The organism is Bradyrhizobium sp. 192, from assembly GCF_023100965.1.
In the GTDB taxonomy this organism is placed as follows: Bacteria; Pseudomonadota; Alphaproteobacteria; order Rhizobiales; family Xanthobacteraceae; genus Bradyrhizobium; species Bradyrhizobium symbiodeficiens.
The window spans coordinates 7,798,759-7,818,723 of sequence record NZ_CP064690.1 but is presented as its reverse complement, the minus strand read 5'-3'; the positions used below and the strand labels follow the sequence as shown (position 1 = coordinate 7,818,723).

Genomic DNA, 19,965 nt, shown 5'->3' with positions numbered 1-19,965 from the left:
TGGGCCCGGAAATATGGCTTGGCCGCGATCCTGTCAAGCAAAGGTGGTTAAGCGATTGGTGAGGCGGATATAGGATGGTGGTATTGGAAACTTGTTCGGGGCGCCGGCGTATCAAAGGACGCCATTGCTCCGGCAGCGTTTTTACGCTTGGCTGCAGGAGGGGTGCGGCCATGGTCTTGTCCGGGGGAATGCCATGATCAATTCAGCTCACGCGCGCACGGTTGCCAATCTGGCCGCCGCCTCTTGTCTGGCGCTGCTGCTGGGCGCCTGCGGCGGCGGCATGAGCCTGCCGTCCTTCTCGTCGTCCTCGCCGCCGCCCGAAGCCGAGCCCGGCACCGCCCCGGAAATGCCCGCGACCATTCGCGCCGACGAGATCGTTGGCCGCTGGGGTCTCGCTTCGTTCCAGAACCCGGCCGACCGCGCCCGGACCGAGGCCGCCGCCCGGGCCCAGTGCAAAAATCCCTACGTGATCACCGCCGGCTCCTCCGGCGGCGTGATCATGCATCTGGCCGACCAGGCAACCCCGCAGGAGCTGCGGCTGAAGGGGTCGCCGAGCGGCAAGAACTACATCGGACCGGCGGGCCCGACGCCCGGCGAGCAGGATCGCGAGATCGTCTCCTTCGACGGTCGCGTCCTGATCACCCGCTTCATCGACAAGGACGCCGCCACCCGATACGGCAACATGGTCTACGTCCGCTGCGCGCCGCGGGCGTGATTTCTACTCCGTCATTCCGGGGCGGTCCGCAGGACCGAACCCGGAATCTCGAGATTCTCAGGTGCGCAAGTGCGCACCAAAGTTCACGCTTCGCGTGCCCCGGAATGACAGCGTGAGATAGCTTCCCAAAACAAAAAAACGCCGGCCTCAGGGCCGGCGTTTTGTTTTTCTGTCTGTCGCGTCCGCTCAGTCGAACAGCGCGTCGATGTCGTCCTGCGAGGCGTGGCCGACGTCGCCGGCGAGCTTGGGGCCGTTGAGAAGCTTGTCGTCCTCGCTGCGATTGTCGGCCTGCGGAACGACGTGGGCCTTGATCGCGTCGACGCCGCCCCAGATGTCCATCATCGAGTTGATGTGCTGCTCGATGAACTTCATCGTGGCCATGACCTTGCTGATACGCTGGCCGGTCAGGTCCTGGAAGTTGCAAGCCTCGAAGATCGAGATGACGCGTTCCTGGATGTCGTCGGCGAGCCGCTTCTGCTGGTCGACCGAGTCCACCTTCGACATTGCGCTGGCGGCCTGGTCTATCGATTCCGCGGCTTCGAGGATCTGTTGGGTCGCCTGCTCGGTGCCGCCGACCACCGCGCCGAGCTCGCCATTGACCTTGGCCATTTCGCCGCCATCGAAGCTCTTGCCGTGCAGCGTCGCGATTTCGCGCTTGGTGCGGTCGATGGCGTCATGGATCAGGTCGAGCTCGACCTTCAGCTTTTCGCACTGCTCGATCTGGGCCCGATAGGTTTCGAGCATGGTCCGAGCCTCGGAGAGCTCATGGGCGGTGGAGGCGTCGATCGCCGCCATGGCTGCGCTGCCGGACAAGGGCGCTGGCACGCTGCCCTTCGCCATCTGTGCGCGGATCGCGCGCAGCTCCGCCATGATCTCGCTATGCATCGGGATTGCCTCTTCAGATACGTCAAAACTCGGCATCTCGCCGCCACCAGCGATATCCTCGACGCGAAAACGTTTGCGGTGAACAGCCATCAGGATACTCCCCCACCTCACTCACGCGTCTTTGTAGGCAGAAGCGATTTAACACGAAGTTCACGGCCGGAACTGTTGTGCGGTTGCAGGCGACGGCGCGCAAAGAAGCGATTAACCATGGCCGTGCAGCGTTCATCGAAAATAAACGCTGATCGCCAAATTGGCCCCTCGCTCGCGACGTGGTGAATCAAAACGCGGCTTCCGTTTACCAAACAAAACGCCTTTTGCTTTTTATTGACCACGTCGCGGACGCCGATCAGCCATCAGCTCCCCACGGCGCATGTGATCTAGACGAAACAGTACAGAGTACGTCGATGTTCAAGAAAATGTCTGTTGCGCTGCTCGGCAGCGCTTGCACCTTCATTGCCGGCGCAAACAGTGCCAGCGCCTTCGACAATTCGGTGCCGAACGATCCGCCCGCGGTGCTCTACCAGCCGCAGGTGCCGCCGGCGCCGGTGCGCGTCGCCTCCAATGCGAACATGGGCGGCGGCTTCATCGAGTTCCTGTTCGGCGACGGTCCCGGCCGCGGTCCGGCCTACGCGCCCGAGCAGCCGGTCTATCAACAGCAGCCCGGCTATTACGACCAGCGCCGCCTGCCGCCGATGGGCGAGCCGCAGCAGAATGGATATCAGCAAGGCGCGGTTCAGCAGGAGGCGGCCGACCCGCGGCAGCGTCAGTTCGATCCGAGGTTCGAGAAACAATCTGTTGACTATAGCGGCAAGGAAAGTGCCGGCACCATCGTGGTCGATACCCCGAACAAGTTCCTCTATCTCGTCGAGGGCAATGGCAGGGCGATGCGCTACGGCATCGGCGTCGGGCGTCCCGGCTTCACCTGGTCCGGCGTGAAGGCGATCACGGCCAAGCGCGAATGGCCGGACTGGACGCCGCCGGCGGAAATGATCGCGCGCCGTCCCGATCTGCCCCGGCATATGGAAGGCGGGCCGGAGAACCCGCTCGGCGCTCGCGCGATGTATCTGGGCTCGACGCTCTATCGCATCCACGGCTCCAACGAGCCCTGGACCATCGGCACCAACGTCTCCTCCGGCTGCATCCGGATGCGCAACGAAGACGTCATCGACCTCTACGGCCGCGTCAATGTCGGCACCAAGGTCGTGGTGATGTAGCCAGGCGCTCGCCGCTCACTTTCTCCGCAACGGGCGGAGGAAGAGCGATGACCAAGGGACCCTGAAATGAAAACGGCCGCCTCTTGGGCGGCCGTTGTTGTTCGCAGCGCGGCACAGCAACCTTACGCGTAGTCGCTGCCGCCATCGTCGTCGCCGCCGAAATCGCTGTCGTCGGCCACGTCCATATTGCCGTCGTCGTTGTTGTCGCCGTAGTTCTGATCGTTGTTCGCCTGGTCGGAGAAGCCCTGGCGGGACTCGCGGTTCGAGCCGATGTCGTTGAGGCCGGCATCGCGCGCGAGCGAGCCGTCGGACTGATCGCTGCCGCCCCAAGGACTTCCACCAGCGCTGCGGTCGCCGAGGGCATTGGTGTCGCCGAAGGCCTGCTGATGCGATCCGCCCATCATGCCGCGGATGCTGGAGAGCAGCAGCGAGCCGCCGACGACACCGGCGGCAGCTGCCGCCGCCGTGCCGAGGAACGAGCCGCCGCCACCGCCCATCGGCGGTGCGCCATATCCCTGACCCGGGCCCGGGCCCGGACCGGGACCTTGGCCGTAAGCCTGTCCGTAAGGCGGCTGGCCGTAGCCCGGCTGGGTCTGCTGCATCGCTCCGCCGCTGTTCCAGACCGGCCGCGCGTCCCGCGGCGGCACGTTCGGAACCGAGCCGCGCGAGGGGCTTCCGCCGAACAGCGTGTCGCGCATGGTGTCGAGGAAGCCGCCGGACTGCGCCTGCTCGGGCGCGTGGGCCGCTTCCAGCTCCTGGATGCGGTTATGGGCGCGCTTCAGCGCCTCGTCCTGCAGCAGCGTGGTCTGCACCAGCGCGTAGACCGCGCCGGGCGCCTTGCGCAGCCCGTCGGAGATCGCGGCGATCGCGTCGGGATCGCGCGGTGCATTTTCCAGCTTCGAAAGCCGGTCGAAAAGGTCGTCGACGAGCTGGCGTTCCTGCGGCGTCATGATCTGTCTCCTTCGCGCAAAACCAAGCGCGCAGGAGATGTAGGGTTCCATTGTGGCCCCAACAGTGCCGGCCGGATTAAATTTCCGTATGCGACAAGCTGCCTCGCGGGCTGCTTTCCGCAGGTCTCATCCCAGCGTGGCGCCGCTGTCCGCCAGCAGACGTGCGAAGGCGTCACCTGAGAGATAGGCGTGTTCGCGTTCGCGGACATCCGTCATCGGATCGAGGCCGGCGAGGACGTCGTCGACGAAGCCGGGATGGCACATCACGAGGCCGCCGTCCGGCAAGCCCTCCAGGAATTGCCGCATCAGTTCGCCAAAATCGGCCGCCCGCGTGAAGTCATAGGCGCCGGCGAAGCCGGGGTTGAAGCTGAGGCCGGCGCTGCCGGCGCGGCGGCGGAATTGCGCGCTGAGGATGTCGAGCACCATGGCTTTTGGTGAGGCCAGTCGTTGTTGAAGCGGCAGGTCGCGGCCGCCCTGGCGCACCCAGGCGTTTGGCGCGCCTTCGCTGACCGCTTCGACAAAGCCGTCGCGCACCTGCGGATAGAGCTGCACATGCTGATGGCCGTCGACGAAGTCGGGCACCCGGCCGAACGCTTCGGCGAAGGCGGCGAGCTGCGCCTTCACCTCGTTGCGGAAGAATTCGCGGTCGAGCCGCCGCAAAACGCCTGCGCGCAGCAGCTTCGGAAACGGCATGAACATGTCGCCGTCGAGCGGCCGGAAATGCATGGTGAGGGGGCGGAACGGCGCCGACAGCGTCACGTGCAATCCGATCGCGCAGCGCGGGCTCGTTTTCGCAGCGGCTTGAAGCGCTTCGATCTCGCTGCGCTCGACCGCCGGTCCCACCATCATCACCGAGGTGGCGTTGAGGCGGCCGCGTTCGATCAGGTCGCGGATGGCGCGGTTGACGCCCGGGCTGATGCCGTAATCGTCGGCACAGAGCCAGATCCGCCGCAGGCCCGCGGCCGCGCTCATTCGGCGGCCGTCCTCTTCGCGGCGTCGTCGGCTTCGAAGTGCTTTTCACTGTGTTCGGCGACGAAGTAGATCGGGCGCGCCTTCATCTCGGAGAGGATCTTGCCGATGTATTCGCCGACGATGCCGATCATGATGAGCTGCACGCCGCCGATCGTCATCAGCCCGATCACCAGCGAGGGATAGCCGGGCACCTGCTTGCCGGTCGTGAACACCTCCCAGAGGATCGACAGGCCGAACAGGAAAGCGCCGCCGGCGAGAATGACGCCGAGCAGGCTGGCAAAGCGCAACGGGGCGACCGAAAACGAGGTCAGACCTTCGATCGACAGGCCGAGCAGGCTTGCGGTGTTGAAGGTGGTGACGCCATGGGCGCGCTCCGAAGGCTCATAATCGACGCGGATCTGGCGGAAGCCGATCCAACTGGCGAGGCCCTTGAAGAACCGGTTGCGCTCGGGCAGCTGTCTGAGCGCCGTGACCGCGCGCGGCGACAGCAGGCGGAAGTCGCCGGCGTCCTCGGGAATCTTCTGCCGTGCGCCCCAATTGATCAGCGCGTAGAAGCCGTGCACGGCGATCCGGCGCAAGAACGGCTCGTTGTCGCGATGCGCCTTGGCGGTGTAGACGACGTCATAGCCGTCATCGATCCAGTGCCGCACCAGCTGTTCGATCAGGGTCGGCGGATGCTGGCCGTCGCCGTCCATGAACATGACGGCGCCGAGCCGGGCATGGTCGAGGCCGGCCATCAGCGCCGCCTCCTTGCCGAAATTGCGCGACAGCGACACCACCTGGACGTCGATCGCGTCGGCCGGCAGCGCGCGGGCGATCGCCAGCGTCGCATCCTTGCTGCCGTCGTCGACATAGACGACCTCGCAAGCCAGCCGATAGCGCTCCCGCAAGGTCTTTGCGAGATCGCAGATGCGCTGATGCAGACCGGCGAGGCCGGCCGCCTCGTTGTAGACGGGGACGACGATCGACAGTCCTTTTGCCACGGCGGTGGCTGCGGTGGTCGTCATGCCGGAAACGTCAGAGCCCAGCGTCATCGGTCAAGTCCCAGAGGCGTTCAAAGTCATCTCAACAGCATATGGTAGCTGCCGTTTGCTGTCGCAAAGCTGAACGGAAAAGCCGAGCGAACCTGGGGCTCACTGCCGCAGGAACGCCTCGAGCCTGGCGAACAGCGGGTTCTCCCGGTCGAACACGTAGTCGAGCGACACCACCGAGACGGTCTCGGCGCCATGCTCGCGCAGGAAGCTTGCCAGCGCATAGAGCTGCCCCGGCGGGCAGTGCAACGTCAGCATGCCTGACGAGGTCGGCCCGCCGAACGGGGCCTCGACGCCGAACCGGCTGTGGGCTTCGCCGAGCGTGGCGGCGTCGCATTGCCGGAAGCGGGTGCGGACCTCGCGGTATTTGTTGGCCCGCGCCCTTGCCGCGATGTGATCAAGGATGATTCGCGCGGTCTCTCGCGCCTGCGGCGTCCAGTCGGCCTCTTTCGAGGCGACCAGATTGGCCTGGCTGCGCAGGATCACGCCGTCGTCGAGCACCCGCAAGCCGTTGGCGGCGAGGGTTGCGCCCGTCGTGGTGATATCGACGATCAGCTCGGCGCTGCCGGCCGCCGGCGCGCCTTCGGTCGCGCCGGTACTTTCAACGATGCGGTAATCGGTGATGCCGTGGCTCTGGAAGAAGGCGCGGGTGAGGTTGACGAACTTGGTTGCGACCCGCATCCGCATGTGATGCTGCTCGCGGAAGCCGGTGGTGACGTCGTCGAGATCGGCCATGGTGCGAACGTCGATCCAGGCCTGCGGCACCGCGACCACGACGTCGGCATAGCCGAAGCCGAGCCCATCGATCAGCGACACGCGCTTGTCGGCGTCCGCGATGTTCTCGCGCACCAGATCTTCCCCGGTGACGCCGAGATGGGCAAAACCGCGCGCCAATTGCGAGGCGATCTCGCTCGCCGAGAGATAGGCGACCTCGACATGGTCGAGGCCTGCAAGCGTGCCGCGATAGTCGCGGGCGCCGCCGGCCTTCGACAGCTTGAGGCCGGCACGGGCGAAGAAGGCTTCGGTGTTTTCCTGCAGGCGGCCCTTGGAGGGAACGGCCAGGACGAATGGCGTGCTCATGACTTAAGCTCCCACCTTGCGGCCGATCTTCGTCAGCGCATCCACCCAGACCGAGAAGCCGACCGCGGGGATCGGCTCAGCCGATCCGAGCTGGGTCATCAGGCCGTCATAGCGGCCGCCGGCGACCAGTGGCTCGGCGCCGTTGCCGCGGTGATGCAGCTCGAATTCGAAGCCGGTGTAATAGTCGAGACCGCGCCCGAACGCGGTCGAGAAGCGAGTCTGCTTCACGTCGATGCCGCGCGCCGCCATGAAGCCGACCCGGCTCTCGAACTGGTCGATCGCAGCCGTGAGGTCGAGCCTGGCGTCGGCCGTGAGCGCGCGCAGCTCGGCGATGGAATCGTCGGGATTGCCTGCAATCGTCAGGAAGCGCTTGAGCACGGTAATCGCCTCGCGCGGCAGCGCGCCGCCCTTCAGCGTCGATTGCTCGAGGAAGCGATCGGCGATCTCGGCGGTGGTGCGTCCTCCGACATTGGTGGTGCCGGCGATCGACATCAGGTCGGTGACGAAGGCGAGCGCGGCCTTGCGGTCGGAGCCGGCGAGCGCGGCCAGCACGCCCTCATATTCGCTGGGGCTCGCGGTGGTCGCAGCCGCCAGCTTCTCCAGATCCTGCTCCAGGCTGATCTTGCGGTTGAAATCCTTGACCAGGCGGCGGCGCCAGACCGGATAGAGGTTCAGCGCATCAAGCAGCGCGTTGAACAGCCCCACGTCGCCGGTGCGGATCTCGACGTCGTGGACACCGAAGGCCGCGGTCGCTTCGAGCCCGAGCGCCAACGTCTCGGCGTCGGCCGCGGCGCGGTCCTGGCGGCCGAACGATTCGATGCCCGCCTGCAGGAATTCGCTGGCCTGGCCGCTGCGGTAGCGGAACACCGGGCCGAGATAGCTGAACCCGGCCGGCTGGCCGGCACGACCGGAGCTCAGGTAGTCGCGCGCCACCGGAATGGTCAGATCCGGGCGAAGGCAGAGCTCCTCGCCCGTGAGGTCCGTCGTCAGGTACAGGCTCTTGCGGATGTCCTCGCCGGAGAGGTCCAGGAACGGCTCGGCCGGCTGCAGGATGGCAGGTTCGGCCCTGACGTAACCGGCCTGCGCGAACGACAGCAGCAGCGTATCCGCCCAGGCGGCGGAGCCGGCAGCATTTGAGGTGGCAGTCGCGGTCATAACTGGGTCCATCGTCCCGGCGGAACCGGGCAGGGCAAGGGGGAGGCAAGGGGAGGCAAGCGAATTGCGCTGCCCTTAGCATGGCCCGAAAGCGGTTTCGACCTCCAAAGGATCAATCGCTTAACGAGTTTGAAGTGGGCCTCGCCCGCCGGTCAGCGGCTGAAAACGGAGATTCGCCGTCGCGCCGAACAGGGTAATAAAATACCTCATTGCGCCAATGCTTGGGACGGGCTGGAGGGTCTCATTCGGCCGGGCCCGGGGGCGTCTCCAACTGGCTCGACGGATGATGCGCCGGCACGGCCGCTCCAGTCGCAGCGGACCCGACTTCTTCCACGAGTTGCTCCGCCAGTTCGAGTATTCTCCGCCTTCGACCGGGGTCCCTGAGGCGGAGAAACGCTCTGATGAGCCGCAGCTCTTCGCATCCCCTCGCGTCCGGCCCGACATCATCGCTCATCGCCACGCCTTCCATCGCCCGCCACCTCGATACCGTCCGTCATCGAGTAGTCGAATCCGCGATCGTGCGACAAAGTGCTGTCGGCCAGCGCTTCCGCTGCATGTCGAGGTCCAACCTTCATGGTGCTGCGCGAACGCGTCGGCGAGCGATTTCGATACGGCCGAGGCCGGGCTTCACAATGAGAAATTGAGGACTGCTGGCAAGTCGTCGCATACTCATTTTGGGTATGGCGGACGATCCGTTCGCACTATTCGTCGTTTACAAGATGAATGTTGGATTCCGATTCATGCGCAATGCTTCAGATATCATCCGCACGGTCTCGCGACACACGCTAGCCTATATGCTGTTTTCGATAAGTGAGATGTTTCGGCACTACGATGAATTCGATCCTCTGGACCTTCTGATCGTTCATGCGGTCCTGAACGCGAATGTCATCAATGTGATGAACGATCCGGTGTTGGACGAGCGGTTCTCCAGCATTCATGACGTCGAGCCGGATGTGATCAAGCAAGGGGTCTCTCGTGCGGCACTGTCTCGCTTCCTCAGCCTGCCGCTCGAGACGGTTCGCCGTCGCGTGACCGGGCTGAAGAGGCGGAAGATTCTCGAAGAGACCGAAGCAGGACTCATCGTGACCGAGCAGAACGCATTCAGGTTTGGAAACAACCATGAACTGCAGAAGACCAACATGTTACTGCTGACGAAGCTGCTTCGCGATCTCAAGCGCGCCGGCATCAACGGGCCGGACGATCTGCGCGCGTCCAGGGGAGCCCCGTCTGCAAGGAAGGCAAAGTAATCGGCACGACATGGATCAGGGCCATTTCGAGACTGCGCGCGACGGAGCGCAAACGGCGGCGGCGGACCGCTTGATGTCCTTCCAGGGGCTCAAGCCATCCTCGGCCCTCGAACTCCGGGCGTATGACATCGACCATTTCAGCGAGACCGAGAGATATGCCGGCGCATCCAGCATGCCGTTGGCGGTCGGAGCCACAGCCATCATGCGCGCCCGGCTCAGCCTGCCGGCCCTGACCCTGTCTCTGGTGAAGACTCTTCCGCGGATCGTCCGAGGCTATCAACTGACGAATGCCATCGCTGTCGCGGTGCCGATGGATCACGTCACCTCGGCCCGCATCAACGGGCAATCAATCGGTCGTTCGATCGTCATTCTGAAAGGCAATTCCGATTGCCTGGTCCATGAGCCGGAGGGCCGGCTGATAGCCGTCGTGTATTTCACCCCGCCCCGGCGCGAACCCTGGGCGCAACTGGATGATGGCTACCATTTGGTGAACCCCACATCGGACGCCCTTGCCTCATTGCGCCGTCTGGTCTCCGTCACGCTGGAAACCGCAGCGCATGATCCGGACTTCCTGAGGGAGCCGATATCGTTGAGCGTCGTCGAGCAATCGTTGCTCAGCACGATGGAAACTGCGCTGACCACCAGCGCGAAAGGCGGACCCGCGTCGTCCGCGATGGACGGCTATCGCCGGATCGTCGCAGACATGGAACGCCTCATCCAGCAGGATCTGACGATCTCGCACAAGACGCCTGAACTCGCAGAGCAGGTGGGGGTGTCCGTCCGCACGCTCCAGAGCGCGACACAGGCCATTTGCGGCATCAGCCCACATCGCTATGACCGGATTCTGCGGCTCTGGTCGGTGCGCAAGCAGCTGCGCATCGGCGTGGGACGGCGCAGCGTGAAGGCCTGCGCGATTGCGCACGGTTTCTGGCATCTGGGCGAGTTCGCGGCGAGTTACAAGGCGGCGTTCGGTGAACTGCCGTCTGAGACCTTGCACCGCGCGATGCGGGAAACGATCTAGCCGTTTCCGCTGCCCCAGTCGCCCAATACGGCCTGCACCAGCGCCAGCGCCGCCACCGCGGCGGTGTCGGCCCGCATGATCCGGGGACCCAGGGCCAGCCGCAGGATTTTCGGCTGCCGCAGCAGCAGCGCCCGCTCTTCCTCGGCAAAGCCGCCTTCGGGGCCGATCAGCACGTCGATACCTTGTCCGGCCTCTCGGGCGTTTTGCAGGCTCTGAACGGGGTTTCGCACCTCCGCCGCCTCGTCGCAGAAGATCAGCAGGCGATCGGCGGGCCGCTGACCGAGATACCGCTCCAGCGGCATTGGCTCGGCGACCGTGGCGATGCTCAGAATGCCGCATTGCTCGGCCGCCTCGACGACATTGGCGCGCATCCGCTCGGTGTTGACCCGGGAGGCCTGGGTGAACCGGGTCAGGACCGGGTGCAGGGCGGCGGCGCCCATCTCGATGGCCTTCTGGACCATGTAGTCGAGCCGGGCATGCTTGAGCGGGGCGAAAACGTAGGCGACGTCAGGCAGCCTGTCCTGGGGCCGGGTTTGCTGAAGGATCACGAGGCCGTCCGGCCGCTTGCGACCTTCGATGGCGGCCTGCCACTCGCCGTCCCGGCCGTTAAAGGCCAAAACCTCGGCTCCGGCGGCAAGTCGCAGCACATTGCCGAGATAATTGCTCTGGTCGCGGTCGAGCGGGATCCTGGCGTCCTGGGCAAGAGGAGCGTCGACGAACAGGCGGGGGCCGCGAAAATCGTGGGAGGGCATCGTTCAGGGGTCCGATTTGCGGCCGTTCTTAACCGATAGCAGCCATTCCGGGGGTAAATATTGCCGAAATGGTGCGTCCCCGCGCCGCGCTCTTGCCCTATTCAACGGGTTGTTAAGCGTCGGCGGGAATCGTAAAAACGCGAACACGCTGGTTGCGCTTCAATTGGGAAGGCGCCGAACCCCGTAGCTCCTGCCGGAGAGACTATCTTGATGATCCGTCATTTGATGGTTCCGATCACTGCCGCCATGGTCACCCTGAGCGCCGCGGGCGCCTCTGCGCAAAGCGCCTTCCCGGCGCCGCTACCGAACCAGGCTGCTACCAGTTCCGCGTTTCCCCCGGTGAACGGCTCGGCGCCAATTGCTTCGGTCGGCACGGCGCCGCAATCGTCCTTTCCCGTGAACGGCGCCGCGCCCATCGGCGGCGCTGGCGCGTTCAGCGCGGCCCCGCCGACCCAGGGCGGCCCCGGCGAGGACTGCATGAAGGCTTTCATCCCCCTGCGCGAGGAAGCCGAGAAACGCGGCAAGCTGATCAAGGCCGCGAGCGACCGTCACGCGCCCCCGGACGAGGCCTGCAAGCTGATCCGCAATTTCAGCCAGGCCGAGACCAAGATGATCAAGTATATCGAGACCCACGCCGCCAAATGCGGAATTCCGCAGCAGATCGGCGACCAGATGAAGTCCGGTCACAAGAACACAGAGGCCATGGCGACGAAGGTCTGCAACGTCGCTCAGCAGATGCAGAACCAGCCACGCGGCCCGGCGGGCCCGTCGCTGAGCGAGGTGCTGGGTTCGGGCTCGGCGCCTGAGGCCAATGCCGGCAAGAAGGGCGGCAGCACCTTCGACACGCTCAACGGCAACGTCCTGACCCGATGAGCGATACATCCGCCCGCGTTGCCGATTCCACCGGCAACTGGGTCGATACGCGCGCGCCGCAATGGGCGCGGCCCTATTTGCGATTGTCCCGCTTCGATCGTCCGATCGGCTCCTGGCTGCTGTTGATGCCGTGCTGGTGGTCGGCGGCGCTCGCGAGCGGCATGGCGCATGACGTCCGCGGACTGCCGCTCACCATCGTGCTGTTCTTCATCGGCGCCTTCGTGATGCGCGGGGTGGGCTGCGCCTGGAACGACATCACCGACCGCGACCTCGACGCCAAGGTCGAGCGCACCCGCTCGCGGCCGTTGCCCTCGGGACAGGTGAGCACGAAGCAGGCGCTGGCCTTCATGATCGCGCTGGCCGTGACCGGTCTCGTCGTATTGCTGCAATTCAACCGCTTCGCGGTCCTGACCGGCATCGCCTCGCTCCTGATCGTCGCGATCTATCCCTTCATGAAGCGGATCACCTGGTGGCCGCAGATCGTGCTCGGCCTCGCCTTCTCCTGGGGCGCCCTGATGGGATTTGCCGTCACCTTCGGGCGCATCGACGTCACCGCGATGGTGCTCTATGCCGGCGCGATTTCATGGGTGATCGGCTATGACACGATCTACGCGCATCAGGACGCCGAGGACGACGCGCTGATTGGCATCAAGTCCACGGCGCGCCTGTTCGGCACGCATACGCACCAGGCGCTGGTCCTGTTCTACGGGCTCGCTGTGATGTTGATCGGTGTCGCGCTGGCCTCCGCCGATGCGCGCTGGCCGGCCTGGCTCGGGCTGGTCGCCTTCGCCGTGCACCTCGCATCGCAGATCGTGCGCTTGCGGATCGAGGATCCCGGGCTGTGTCTGCGCCTGTTCAAGTCGAACAGGGAAGCTGGCCTGTTGCTGTTTGCGGGATTGCTCGCCGACGCGGTGATGCGGGCGGCGTAGGTCTTGTAGGGTGGGCAAGGCGCCCTTGCGCCGTGCCCACGTTCTCTCAATGATTGATAGGAAAGGTGGGCACGCTTGCGCTTTGCCTACCCTACGGCACCTTCAATTCCGCGCGATGATCTCGCGTTCTTCGCGATGAACCGACAATTCACGCGCCATCGCAACGCGGCGGCGCATCAGGAATTTCGGACGCCGGGCGCGGATCGCATTGGCGCGGCGGCGGCGGGCGGCGGGCTTGCGCGCGCCTTCGTCGAGCTGCGGAAGCGCGAACAGCTCGCTCCAGATCGCCAAGGCCTCGACGAGTTCGTCGGCGTCGGCGCCGACGAGCAGCGGAACGGAGAGCGAGGGATCGCGATGCACGAGGACGATGGCCTGCGCCTCGTCATTGCCGCGCAGTGCGACGCCTGTGAAATCGCTGACGCGGACGTTGATCGCCATCCGCATGCCGCAAACGGCACGGCGAAGCACGACGCGTTCGCGATGAAGCTCGATCTGCCTGACATGTCCGTCGGCGCGCGGATCGTGCGCATCGAAGCGGACCGGAAGGGAAAGGGGGTCGAGCCGCAGAGAGCGGCTCGACCCGGCGGGAGCGATCCCGCATGTTGCTGTTTGACGCCTCACGGCTTTAGTTCTCCCCGCCGGGATTATGTTCCCGGTCGATGCGAGGACCTTAGCGCGCGGCTTTCCGAACCCGCTTAAAAAGGCTGGTTAACCCACCGTCACCGTGGCTCATGATTGACAAGACCTTGGCGCGCATGATTGACGAGACGTTGCGTCAAAGGTGCGAATCTGAGCTTCTGGCAGGCTGAAAATGCTTGAAGTCCGCGCGATCAGGGCACATCTGTGGGTTCCGGTCCCGAACCCCCGCCCCAACAGGATTTCGTTCGTGAACTCTTCACCATCCGCAAGCTCGACGCTTTCGTCCAAGGATTCCTCCAAGGGGTCAAAGGCCAGCCGCGACCTGTTCGACCAGTCCGCTTTGTCGGATCTGGCGCAGCGGCTGGTGGAGGCGGCGAAGCGCGCCGGCGCGGATGCGGCCGACGCGGTCGCGGTGCGCGGCGTCTCGCAAGGCGTCGAGGTGCGCGATGGACGCGTCGAGGAATCCGAGCGCTCCGAGGGTGACGACGTCGGCCTGCGCGTGCTGGTCGGCCAGCGCCAGGCGGTAGTTTCGACCAACGACGTCAGCGGCGATGCCGTGACCAAGCTTGCCGAACGCGCGGTCGCGATGGCGCGCGTCGCGCCCGACGACAAATATGTCGGCCTCGCGGACCCATCGCTGCTCGCGCGCGACTTCCCGGATCTCGATCTGCTCGATCCCGATGTGCCCGCGACCTCCGAGCTCGAGCGCCGCGCGCTCGAAGCCGAGGCTGCGGCGCTTGCGGTGAAGGGCGTCACCAAATCCGGCGGCGCCTCGGCGTCCGCGGGCATGGGCGGGATGGTGCTGGTCACCTCGACCGGCTTCCACGGTTCTTACCTGCGCTCCAGCCAGGGCATCTCGGCCACCGCCATCTCGGGCGAAGGCACCGGCATGGAGCGCGATTACGACTTCACCTCGGCGCCGCATGGCGCCGACCTGCTGTCGCCTGACATCGTCGGCCGTTCCGCCGGCGAGCGCACCGTGGCGCGCTCCAATCCGCGCAAGGTCGAGACCTGCAAGGTGCCCGTCGTGTTCGATCCGCGCGTCGCCGGCTCCCTGGTCGGTCACGTCGTCGGCGCCATCAACGGCGCCTCGATCGCCCGCAAGACCAGCTTCCTCAAGGACAAGCTCGGCCAGCAGCTGTTTGCGAAGAACATCCGCATCATCGACGATCCCCTGCGCAAGCGCGGCCTGCGCTCGCAGACGTTCGACGCCGAGGGCGTGGCTGTGAAGAAGATCGCGCTGATCGACGAGGGCGTGCTGACGACCTGGCTGCTCGACTGCGCCACCGCGCGCGAACTCGGCCTCACCACCACCGGCCATGCCCATCGCGGCGTCTCGTCGTCGCCCTCGCCAGGGCCCTACAATCTGCATCTCGAGCCCGGCACGCCGACCCCGGCTGAGCTGATCGCCGACATCAAGCAAGGTTTCTACGTCACCGATCTGATCGGCTCCGGCGTCAACGGCGTCACCGGCGATTACAGCCGCGGCGCCTCCGGCTTCTGGATCGAGAACGGCGAGATCACCTATCCCGTCAGCGAGGTGACGATCGCCGGCCATCTGTTCGAGATCTTCAAGTCGATGCAGCCCGCGAACAATCTCGAGTTCCGCTATGGCATCAATGCGCCGACGGTGCGCATCGAGGGATTGACGCTTGGCGGACGTTGAGGCGAACGCCCCCGGCGAAACCATCCTGACGCGCGACAGGGCGCTGCTGCAGGACACGGTGCGCGAAGCAGGCGCGCTGGCGCAGTCGATGTTCCGCACCGAATTGAAGACATGGACCAAGGGCGCGTCCTCGCCGGTGTCGGAAGCCGACATCGCCGTCAACGATTTGCTCGAAGCGCGCCTGCGCGGCGCGACGCCGGATTATGGCTGGCTCTCGGAGGAGAGCGCCGACGATGCCGCGCGGCTGTCGCGGCGGCTGACCTGGATCGTCGATCCCATCGACGGCACGCGCAACTACCTCAATGGCCACCACGATTGGTGCGTCAGCGTCGCGCTGGTCCAGGATACGGCGCCGGTGCTGGCTGCGGTGTTCGCGCCTGTCAGCGGCGAGTTCTTCTTCGCCGCGCGCGGCCAGGGCACCACGCTCAACGGCGCAGCCGTGCAGGCTTCGCCCGGATCCGCGCTCGACTTCTCCCGTGTCGCCGGCCCGAAACCGATGGTCGAGCGGCTCAACAGCTCGGGCGGCGAGATCAAGCTTCATCCGCGAATCGGCTCGCTCGCGCTGCGGCTGTGCCGGGTCGCCCATGGCGCGTTGGATGCGGCTTTTGCGGGGGGCAACAGCCATGATTGGGACCTTGCGGCGGCCGATTTGATCGTGCAGGAAGCCGATGGTAGGATGAGCGACCTCTCCGGAGAACCCATCCTCTATAACCGCCGGGAAGTGGCGCACGGGGTGCTGGTGGCAGCGGGACGCGATCGTCATGCGGGCATTGTCGCGCATTTTCGAAACCGTCCCTTGGCCTAAAGCGCTTTTTGTCGTGCTTCTCGAACACTGCTTTGCCGGGCAGCCCGTTAGGAACAGAACTCATGCCAGATAGTGCCCCGCAACAATTGCTTCACCTCGTGATCGGCGGCGAGCTCGTCGATCTCACGCAAAACACCTTCAAGAATCTCGACGACGTCGAGGTCGTCGGCCTCTATCCGAATTATGCGACCGCGCATGCCGCCTGGCGGGCCAAGGCGCAGAGCACGGTCGACAATGCGCAGATGCGCTATTTCATCGTCCATCTCCACCGGCTGCTCGACCCGAATCAAGAACCGGCGCGTTGAAAAAGCTGCTTCGCAATACGCTGCGAAGCAGCTGGTTTCAGCGTGCCGTCGGGGTTCTGGCGGCCGAATATCTGCGTCTGGTCTGGCGGACCAACAAATTCACGCTGGATCCGCCCGACGTCTATGCGCGGGTCGAGCCGCAGCTCCCTGCGATCTTCGCGTTCTGGCACGGCCAGCACTTCCTCACGCCCTTCATCAAGAACCAGGACAAGGCCTCCTACCGCGCCAAGGTGCTGATCTCCCGCCATCGCGACGGCGAGTTCAATGCGATCGCCGCGGAGCGGCTCGGCATCGGCACCATCCGCGGTTCCGGCGATCATGGCGGCGCCTTCCACCGCAAGGGCGGGGTCGGCGCCTTCAAGGAAATGGTGCGCACGCTCCAGGCCGGCTGTAATGTCGCGCTGACCGCCGACGTCCCCAAGCGCTCGCGCGTGGCCGGGCTCGGCATTATCATGCTGGCACGGGAATCGGGGCGGCCGATCATGCCTTTCGCGATGGCGACCAGCCGCTTCGTCCGGCTCAAGAATTGGGACCGCACCACCATCAATCTTCCATTCGGGCGGGGCGCATTGGTCGGCATCAAGGAAATCCACGTTCCCGCCGATGCCGACGCCGCCATGATGGAAGCGTTGCGGCTGGAGCTGGAAGAGACGCTGAACGAGGCGACCCGCCGCGCCTATGCGCAACTCGGCCGTCCTGGGCCCCAAGATGGCTAAGCTGCTTCCCAAGTCGTTGCCTGGCTCGCTGCCGCTGACGCTGCGGCTGTATCGTCGCCTTGCTTCCGGCCTCGTGCCGCTTGCGCCCGCACTGATCAGGCGGCGGCTGAAGCAGGGCAAGGAGGATCCCGCGCGCGTCGGCGAGCGGCGAGGGCTGTCCCGGGACGTGCGGCCGCATGGCCCGCTGGTCTGGATCCACGGCGCCAGTGTCGGCGAGGTGCTGGCCGCGGCGGCGCTGATCGAGCGCCTGCGCGATCTCAATCTGCGCATCCTGCTCACCTCGGGCACCGTCACCTCGGCCGCCGTGGTCGCAAAGCGCTTTCCGCCCGACGTGATTCATCAATACGTGCCGTATGACTCGCCGCGCTATGTCGCGCGCTTCCTCGATCACTGGCAGCCGTCGCTGGCGCTGTTCATCGAATCCGACCTGTGGCCGAACCTGATCCTGGCGGGCGCGACGCGCCGGGTGCCGATGGTGCTGATCAACGGGCGGATGTCGCCGCGCTCCTTCCCGCGCTGGCGGCGCATGCAGGGCACCATCTCGGCGCTGCTGTCGCGCTTCGACGTCTGCCTCGCACAATCCAGGACCGATGCCGAACGCTTCGCCACGCTCGGCGGCCGCGACGTCGTCACCACGGGTAACCTCAAGCTCGATGTGCCGGCGCCGCCGGCCGATCCCGCCAAGCTCGAACGGCTGATGGCGATGACGCGCGGGCGCCCCATCATCGTCGCGGCCTCGACCCACCCGGGCGAGGACGAGATGCTGGTCGCGGTGCATCGCAGCCTGTCCGGCTTCTTCCCGCAGCTCCTCACCGTGATCGTGCCGCGCCATCCCGATCGCGGCTCCTCGATCGCGGGCCTGATCACGGCCTCGGGCCTGAAGCCGGCATTGCGCTCGCGCGAGGAACTGCCGACCGCGACCACCGACGTCTATGTCGCCGACACCATGGGCGAGCTCGGCCTGTTCTACCGGCTGTCGCCGATCGTGTTCATGGGGGGATCGCTGATCCGCCATGGCGGCCAGAACCCGATCGAGGCGATCAAGCTCGGTGCCGCGATCGTGCATGGTCCGCACGTCTTCAACTTCGCCGATGTCTACGAGGCGCTCGATGCGCGCGGCGGTGCACGCCAGGCCGACACGCAGGAGGCGCTGGTCAAGCAGCTTGGCCTGCTGCTGGCCGAGCCGACGGTACGCGACAAGATGCAGCGCGCAGGCTCGGGCGTGGTCGAGGATCTCGGCGGCGCGCTCAACCGCACCATGGCCGCGCTCGAGCCCTATCTGCTGCAGCTGCGGATCGAGATGGGAGCCGCCAATGCGTGAGCCGGCCTTCTGGTACCGGCCACGTTCCCTCCCGTCCTACGCGTTATGGCCGCTCGGAGCGCTCTACGGCGCGATCACCGAACGGCGCATGCTGCGCCAGGGCGCGGATGCCGGTATCCCCGTGATCTGCGTCGGCAATTATCACGTCGGCGGCGCCGGCAAGACGCCGACCGTGCTGGCACTGACCAGGCTCCTGCGCGAACTCGGCGAGACCCCGGTGGTGCTCAGCCGCGGCTATGGCGGGCGCTTGCAAGGTCCGGTCATGGTCGACCGCACACGCCACACCGCGGCCGACATCGGCGACGAGCCCTTGATGATGGCGCGCGACGTCCCGGTCGCCGTCGCGCGTGACCGCCTCGACGGCGTTGCGCTGGCGAAGTCGCAAGGCGCCACCGTCATCCTGATGGACGATGGTTTCCAGAACCCGCGCCTGCTCAAGGACGCCTCGCTGATCGTGATCGACAGCGAGCGCGGCCTCGGCAACGGCCAGGTATTTCCCGCCGGTCCCCTGCGCGCGCCGTTGAAGGCGCAGCTCGACCGCACCGATGCGCTGGTGCTGATCGGCGACGGTCGTGCCGCCAACGAAGTTGCGGCAGAGCTTGCCAAGCGCGACAAGCCGGAGTTGCGCGCGCGCCTGAAGCCGGATGCAGCCTCGCTCGCGCAGCTGTTCGGCAAAAATGTTCTCGCCTTTGCCGGCATTGGCGATCCCGAGCGCTTCTTCCGCACCCTTCGCGCTGGCGGCATCGAGGTCGCGCGCACGCGGCCCTTTGCCGACCACCACATGTTCTCCCGCGAGGAGATCGCAGCGCTCGCGGCGGATGCCGAGCGCGAGCAGCTGACGCTGGTGACGACGGAAAAGGACCTAGCGCGCCTGCGCGGCAGCGAGGGCGTGCCCGATGGAATCGTGCCGTTCGCGGTTCAGCTCGAATTCGACGACCCGGCAAAGCTGCGGCAATTGATCAGCGATCACCTCTACAAGGCGCGCGAGCGAAGGTTCTCCAGGCGCTGATCTCGCCTCTGGTGCGGATCCCGTAGGGTGGGCAAAGGCGCTCTTGCGCCGTGCCCACCATCTTTTGTGTTCGGAGACAGGTGGTGGGCACGCTGCGCTTTGCCCACCCTACGGCACCATCATTCAGGCGACATTCATCGCAAGACTTCTATCGATCTCCGGCGATCAGGAGAATTCGATGAAATGGCCGTCCGCAGCCCTCGCCACCAGCCGAAGCGTCACGCCGGTTTCGGCGCGCCCGGGAAGTGCCGCTGCAGCACGGCGGCGGGCGTGGCGTAGGCTTCCTGCAGATCCACGCTCCAGTATTTCAGCTCGTCGAGCGGAATCCGCGTGTCGGTGATGGCACAGCGCACGAAGGTCCCCGGCGAGATCACGCGGAAGTCGCCGTCGAGATATTGCACTTGCGCTTCGCCATGGCCCGAGGGGCCGAACTTGTTCAGCACGGTCGAAAGTCTCCGTGGAAGGCCGCTTCCAGGAAAACTTTAAAGGAAAACCTTAAAGGGAAACCCTGGAGGGCACGATGTGTTGGATGGGATGTAGCATAGATAGGGTGGCTTGTCCGCCCGTTAAACCCACCGGTTTGTGATGTTTTGCCGCCGTGCCCGCGTGATAGAGCGTTTTCGAGCGAAGTGGAAACCGGTTCGCGTGAAGAAACCGCGTCAAAATAACAATCGAGAGCC

The 19,965-nt window shown here is 65.5% G+C and carries 21 protein-coding genes; 12 read left to right on the top strand and 9 right to left on the bottom strand.

The features are described from left to right. Window positions 1-193: 193 nt before the first annotated feature. Window positions 194-715, top strand: a complete 522-nt coding sequence (locus tag IVB24_RS36760; RefSeq protein WP_162308354.1) for a hypothetical protein — start codon at window positions 194-196, stop codon at window positions 713-715. A 186-nt stretch (window positions 716-901) separates the two neighbouring features. On the opposite strand, the gene IVB24_RS36755 is transcribed toward IVB24_RS36760, so the two are convergent. After that, window positions 902-1,690 carry a protein phosphatase CheZ gene (locus IVB24_RS36755; protein WP_162308355.1) on the bottom strand — a complete coding sequence of 263 codons (789 nt, stop codon included), beginning with the start codon at window positions 1,688-1,690 and terminating at the stop codon, window positions 902-904. Window positions 1,691-2,004: 314 nt separating this feature from the next. Between IVB24_RS36755 and IVB24_RS36750 the strand changes: the two genes are divergently transcribed. After that, entirely contained in the window at window positions 2,005-2,814 is an 810-nt protein-coding gene (locus tag IVB24_RS36750) for a L,D-transpeptidase (RefSeq protein WP_247771479.1), read from the top strand. A gap of 122 nt (window positions 2,815-2,936) precedes the next feature. On the opposite strand, the gene IVB24_RS36745 is transcribed toward IVB24_RS36750, so the two are convergent. From IVB24_RS36745 to IVB24_RS36725, 5 genes are all read right to left on the bottom strand, one after another. Beyond that, window positions 2,937-3,764 (bottom strand): DUF2076 domain-containing protein, encoded by an 828-nt coding sequence (locus IVB24_RS36745; RefSeq protein WP_247771478.1) that lies wholly within the window; start codon window positions 3,762-3,764, stop codon window positions 2,937-2,939. A 126-nt stretch (window positions 3,765-3,890) separates the two neighbouring features. Next, the gene (locus tag IVB24_RS36740; protein ID WP_247771477.1) at window positions 3,891-4,736 is read right to left on the bottom strand and encodes a ChbG/HpnK family deacetylase; all 846 of its coding nucleotides are present in this window, start codon (window positions 4,734-4,736) and stop codon (window positions 3,891-3,893) included. After that, a complete protein-coding gene (locus IVB24_RS36735; protein ID WP_247771476.1) occupies window positions 4,733-5,770 on the bottom strand; it encodes a glycosyltransferase family 2 protein in 1,038 nt (345 codons plus the stop codon). Before IVB24_RS36735 ends, IVB24_RS36740 begins: the two co-directional genes overlap by 4 nt. Window positions 5,771-5,869: 99 nt before the next feature. Continuing rightward, window positions 5,870-6,847, bottom strand: a complete 978-nt coding sequence (gene hisG, locus IVB24_RS36730; protein ID WP_247771475.1) for an ATP phosphoribosyltransferase — start codon at window positions 6,845-6,847, stop codon at window positions 5,870-5,872. A gap of 3 nt (window positions 6,848-6,850) precedes the next feature. Beyond that, window positions 6,851-8,002, bottom strand: coding sequence for an ATP phosphoribosyltransferase regulatory subunit (locus IVB24_RS36725; RefSeq protein ID WP_247771474.1), 1,152 nt, complete (start codon window positions 8,000-8,002; stop codon window positions 6,851-6,853). A 740-nt stretch (window positions 8,003-8,742) separates the two neighbouring features. Between IVB24_RS36725 and IVB24_RS36720 the strand changes: the two genes are divergently transcribed. Continuing rightward, a complete protein-coding gene (locus tag IVB24_RS36720; protein ID WP_094973488.1) occupies window positions 8,743-9,249 on the top strand; it encodes a hypothetical protein in 507 nt (168 codons plus the stop codon). 10 nt (window positions 9,250-9,259) lie between these two features. Further along, a complete protein-coding gene (locus IVB24_RS36715) occupies window positions 9,260-10,270 on the top strand; it encodes a helix-turn-helix domain-containing protein (RefSeq protein WP_247771473.1) in 1,011 nt (336 codons plus the stop codon). On the opposite strand, the gene IVB24_RS36710 is transcribed toward IVB24_RS36715, so the two are convergent. Next, window positions 10,267-11,022 (bottom strand): 16S rRNA (uracil(1498)-N(3))-methyltransferase, encoded by a 756-nt coding sequence (locus IVB24_RS36710; protein WP_140482741.1) that lies wholly within the window; start codon window positions 11,020-11,022, stop codon window positions 10,267-10,269. The genes IVB24_RS36715 and IVB24_RS36710 overlap by 4 nt on opposite strands. Window positions 11,023-11,232: 210 nt before the next feature. On the opposite strand from IVB24_RS36710, the gene IVB24_RS36705 reads away from it, so the two are divergent. Both IVB24_RS36705 and ubiA read left to right on the top strand, forming a co-directional pair. After that, a complete protein-coding gene (locus tag IVB24_RS36705; RefSeq protein ID WP_094973104.1) occupies window positions 11,233-11,895 on the top strand; it encodes a hypothetical protein in 663 nt (220 codons plus the stop codon). Further along, window positions 11,892-12,824, top strand: a complete 933-nt coding sequence (gene ubiA / locus IVB24_RS36700) for a 4-hydroxybenzoate octaprenyltransferase (RefSeq protein WP_247771472.1) — start codon at window positions 11,892-11,894, stop codon at window positions 12,822-12,824. Before IVB24_RS36705 ends, ubiA begins: the two co-directional genes overlap by 4 nt. A 102-nt stretch (window positions 12,825-12,926) precedes the next feature. Here ubiA and IVB24_RS36695 read toward each other — a convergent pair whose 3' ends face one another. Further along, complete coding sequence (locus IVB24_RS36695; RefSeq protein WP_247771471.1) at window positions 12,927-13,445, bottom strand: DUF6101 family protein; 519 nt, start codon at window positions 13,443-13,445, stop codon at window positions 12,927-12,929. A gap of 265 nt (window positions 13,446-13,710) precedes the next feature. Here IVB24_RS36695 and IVB24_RS36690 point away from each other — a divergent pair, with 265 nt between their 5' ends. The 6 genes from IVB24_RS36690 to lpxK all read left to right on the top strand — a co-directional run bounded on the left by IVB24_RS36690 (window position 13,711) and on the right by lpxK (window position 19,285). Next, window positions 13,711-15,129, top strand: coding sequence for a TldD/PmbA family protein (locus IVB24_RS36690; protein WP_162308357.1), 1,419 nt, complete (start codon window positions 13,711-13,713; stop codon window positions 15,127-15,129). Further along, on the top strand, window positions 15,116-15,934 hold the full coding sequence (locus IVB24_RS36685) for a 3'(2'),5'-bisphosphate nucleotidase CysQ (protein WP_247771470.1): 819 nt from the start codon (window positions 15,116-15,118) through the stop codon (window positions 15,932-15,934). The genes IVB24_RS36690 and IVB24_RS36685 overlap by 14 nt, the downstream gene beginning before the upstream one ends. A 62-nt stretch (window positions 15,935-15,996) precedes the next feature. Further along, complete coding sequence (locus IVB24_RS36680) at window positions 15,997-16,239, top strand: DUF4170 domain-containing protein (protein ID WP_094973099.1); 243 nt, start codon at window positions 15,997-15,999, stop codon at window positions 16,237-16,239. Beyond that, a complete protein-coding gene (locus tag IVB24_RS36675; RefSeq protein WP_247771469.1) occupies window positions 16,236-16,955 on the top strand; it encodes a lysophospholipid acyltransferase family protein in 720 nt (239 codons plus the stop codon). The genes IVB24_RS36680 and IVB24_RS36675 overlap by 4 nt, the downstream gene beginning before the upstream one ends. Then, window positions 16,918-18,276, top strand: coding sequence for a 3-deoxy-D-manno-octulosonic acid transferase (locus IVB24_RS36670; RefSeq protein ID WP_247771468.1), 1,359 nt, complete (start codon window positions 16,918-16,920; stop codon window positions 18,274-18,276). Before IVB24_RS36675 ends, IVB24_RS36670 begins: the two co-directional genes overlap by 38 nt. Next, window positions 18,269-19,285 carry a tetraacyldisaccharide 4'-kinase gene (gene lpxK / locus IVB24_RS36665; RefSeq protein WP_247771467.1) on the top strand — a complete coding sequence of 339 codons (1,017 nt, stop codon included), beginning with the start codon at window positions 18,269-18,271 and terminating at the stop codon, window positions 19,283-19,285. Before IVB24_RS36670 ends, lpxK begins: the two co-directional genes overlap by 8 nt. 218 nt (window positions 19,286-19,503) lie before the next feature. Here the strand turns inward: lpxK and IVB24_RS36660 are convergent, their stop codons facing one another. Further along, a complete protein-coding gene (locus tag IVB24_RS36660; protein WP_140482753.1) occupies window positions 19,504-19,728 on the bottom strand; it encodes a DUF2093 domain-containing protein in 225 nt (74 codons plus the stop codon). Between the last annotated feature and the right edge of the window lie 237 nt (window positions 19,729-19,965).

Coding starts and splice junctions, on each gene's coding strand:
- IVB24_RS36745 (WP_247771478.1), bottom strand. CDS start 3,764: ATGACGCCGCAGGAACGCCAGCTCGTCGACGACCTTTTCGACCGGCTT.
- IVB24_RS36710 (WP_140482741.1), bottom strand. CDS start 11,022: ATGCCCTCCCACGATTTTCGCGGCCCCCGCCTGTTCGTCGACGCTCCT.
- IVB24_RS36680 (WP_094973099.1), top strand. CDS start 15,997: ATGCCAGATAGTGCCCCGCAACAATTGCTTCACCTCGTGATCGGCGGC.
- IVB24_RS36740 (WP_247771477.1), bottom strand. CDS start 4,736: ATGAGCGCGGCCGCGGGCCTGCGGCGGATCTGGCTCTGTGCCGACGAT.
- lpxK (WP_247771467.1), top strand. CDS start 18,269: ATGCGTGAGCCGGCCTTCTGGTACCGGCCACGTTCCCTCCCGTCCTAC.
- IVB24_RS36725 (WP_247771474.1), bottom strand. CDS start 8,002: ATGACCGCGACTGCCACCTCAAATGCTGCCGGCTCCGCCGCCTGGGCG.
- IVB24_RS36760 (WP_162308354.1), top strand. CDS start 194: ATGATCAATTCAGCTCACGCGCGCACGGTTGCCAATCTGGCCGCCGCC.
- IVB24_RS36755 (WP_162308355.1), bottom strand. CDS start 1,690: ATGGCTGTTCACCGCAAACGTTTTCGCGTCGAGGATATCGCTGGTGGC.
- IVB24_RS36750 (WP_247771479.1), top strand. CDS start 2,005: ATGTTCAAGAAAATGTCTGTTGCGCTGCTCGGCAGCGCTTGCACCTTC.
- IVB24_RS36705 (WP_094973104.1), top strand. CDS start 11,233: ATGATCCGTCATTTGATGGTTCCGATCACTGCCGCCATGGTCACCCTG.
- IVB24_RS36715 (WP_247771473.1), top strand. CDS start 9,260: ATGGATCAGGGCCATTTCGAGACTGCGCGCGACGGAGCGCAAACGGCG.
- IVB24_RS36720 (WP_094973488.1), top strand. CDS start 8,743: ATGCGCAATGCTTCAGATATCATCCGCACGGTCTCGCGACACACGCTA.
- ubiA (WP_247771472.1), top strand. CDS start 11,892: ATGAGCGATACATCCGCCCGCGTTGCCGATTCCACCGGCAACTGGGTC.
- IVB24_RS36670 (WP_247771468.1), top strand. CDS start 16,918: ATGCGCAACTCGGCCGTCCTGGGCCCCAAGATGGCTAAGCTGCTTCCC.
- hisG (WP_247771475.1), bottom strand. CDS start 6,847: ATGAGCACGCCATTCGTCCTGGCCGTTCCCTCCAAGGGCCGCCTGCAG.
- IVB24_RS36735 (WP_247771476.1), bottom strand. CDS start 5,770: ATGACGCTGGGCTCTGACGTTTCCGGCATGACGACCACCGCAGCCACC.